The sequence below is a fragment of the Weissella sp. DD23 genome, from assembly GCF_001579105.1.
GTDB lineage: Bacteria > Bacillota > Bacilli > Lactobacillales > Lactobacillaceae > Weissella > Weissella cibaria.
The window spans coordinates 41956-43976 of record NZ_KQ970400.1 but is presented as its reverse complement, the minus strand read 5'-3'; the positions used below and the strand labels follow the sequence as shown (position 1 = coordinate 43976).

Annotated in this window: 2 protein-coding genes and 1 pseudogene; all 3 read left to right on the top strand. The window is 45.8% G+C overall.

What is annotated here, in order from left to right:
- A pseudogene (locus tag WEIDD23_RS11345) lies at positions 1–567 on the top strand (RNase J family beta-CASP ribonuclease); the annotation flags it as partial.
- Between the two features lie 56 nt (positions 568–623).
- The gene (locus WEIDD23_RS11340) at positions 624–1541 is read left to right on the top strand and encodes a hypothetical protein (RefSeq protein WP_062359046.1); all 918 of its coding nucleotides are present in this window, start codon (positions 624–626) and stop codon (positions 1539–1541) included.
- A gap of 215 nt (positions 1542–1756) precedes the next feature.
- Positions 1757–2021 (top strand): GTP-binding protein (locus WEIDD23_RS11335; protein ID WP_242865522.1); only part of this gene is annotated, 265 nt, incomplete at its 3' end.

The following is a 2021-nucleotide window of genomic DNA, read 5'->3' as shown; positions in this document are numbered from 1 at the left end:
GGGGTCTTTATCGCCGTTGTAACGATTGATCGTAAGAAGAAAAAGATTGTCGCAACACCTAAGATTGACTCACGTGGTTTCGTCTATGTGAAGACGTCACGTGATTTGATTCGTGAAGCCGGGGAATTGGTTGAAAAGACAGTTGCTGAAGGCATTAAGAACACGAAGGAATTCGATTGGGGTAACTTGAAGAATTCAGTACGTGATGCCTTGGGTAAGTTCCTATTTGAGCAAACTCGTCGTAAGCCAGTGATTTTACCAGTTATCATGGAAGCTAATCAAAATGGCCGTCGTCGCAAGCGCTCTGCAAGCAAGACGAATAACAAGTCAACGGACAAGCCGGTAGCAGCTCCAAAGCAAGCTGCCCGCAAGCCAAAGCCTAAGAAAAAAGTGCCTGGTGCACAAGGACAAGGTAATGGCGCACAACAAAAGAAACAACAAGCACCGGCTAATCAACAAGTAAAGCCAGCGGGGGCTACGGAGGAAGGCGCTAAGAAAAAGAAGCGTCGCCCACGTCGTCGTAAGCCAAAGGCAACACAAGGTGAACAACCAGTAAGTGCAGAATAAAAAAGAAGCGTCGGTTCTTAGGAATCGGCGCTTCTTCAATCTAGAAAGGTGAGGGCATGACACCAGAGGATGAAGAACGATTTGCTCGCTTAGTGGCAAAAGGGCAAGCTGCTTTTGACGAGCATTCATACGGCCCAGCTTTAGATGCATTGGATGAAGCTTACGATCTCAAGCAAACACCAGCAATCAACCAGTTGCTGACGCGCGTACTATTGGCAGATGGTCAATATAAGACTGCACAGTTGTTTGCTGACGAATTTATTGACAGTTACCTAGCGACTGCCGAAACAGCGCAATTATACGTGACGGTTGCCTTGCATAATCAACAATTTTTGACGGCCCGCGAATTTATTATGTGGTTACCGGAGACGCAACGCGCCGACTTGATGGCCCAAGTTGTGACGGCAGAAATGACAGCTCGGCAAACGCAACAGGCAACAATCACAACGATTGCGCGTCATTTTTATCATTTGAGCGACGGGGATGCAATCAGTCAACGGGAACGGTTGATTGCAGCCGACAAATTGCCACTAGATGAGTATCTAGTTGGGGCACGTTTCGTCTTATTGGACCCATTTTTAACGGCCATTTCACGTGTATCAGTCTTGGACCGGTTACGCCGTTTACGAGTGACGCAGTCAGTTGATATGGTGTGGCTTGACGGAGGCACACTGACGGTTGTACCAGCCCAACTTGAATCTATTGAAAATATGGTTCAGTATCAAGCTATTGTGACTGAATTACAATCGTATGAACGAACAGTTGGGCCTGCTATGATTCATGGCCTGGCAGAACAAGTCCGATTGATGCTTATGATTGCTTACCCCGTCTTAGAAAGGGTTGCAATTGAAACTAAAAGTTGGGTTGCCGGCTTAATTGCTGAGTCGCTTGGCAATCCGATGCCAGAAGAAGCAGTGGAACAGCGCGAATGGCGCGCAAAATTACAGGCTGAAATGTTAGCTTTAATGGCGTAAAACCGGCTTTTTAAAATCAGTTTGCAAAAAAAGATAAAAATTATTTACAATTAACACGAAGTTATATATAATAATTCCAGTCTCATAAAGAGAAATTACTAAAGATTTTCGCACCAAGTTGTTTTAGTTCTTTTAAGAATGTAGTATAATAATACGTAAGCAATAAGGGTTAGCCCAATAAAGGACTAACATGCGAATATTAGGAGGACAAGCTTTTGGCTAAGGAAAATTTCGAGCGCACTAAGCCTCACGTTAACATTGGAACTATCGGTCACGTCGACCACGGTAAGACTACTTTGACTGCCGCTATCTCAAAGGTATTGGCTGACAAGGGTTTGGCTGAGCAACAAGACTTTGCTGCTATCGACGCTGCTCCTGAAGAGCGTGAGCGTGGTATCACGATCAACACTGCTCACATCGAGTACGAGACGGAAGCTCGTCACTACGCCCACATCGACGCCCCTGGTCACGCGGACTACG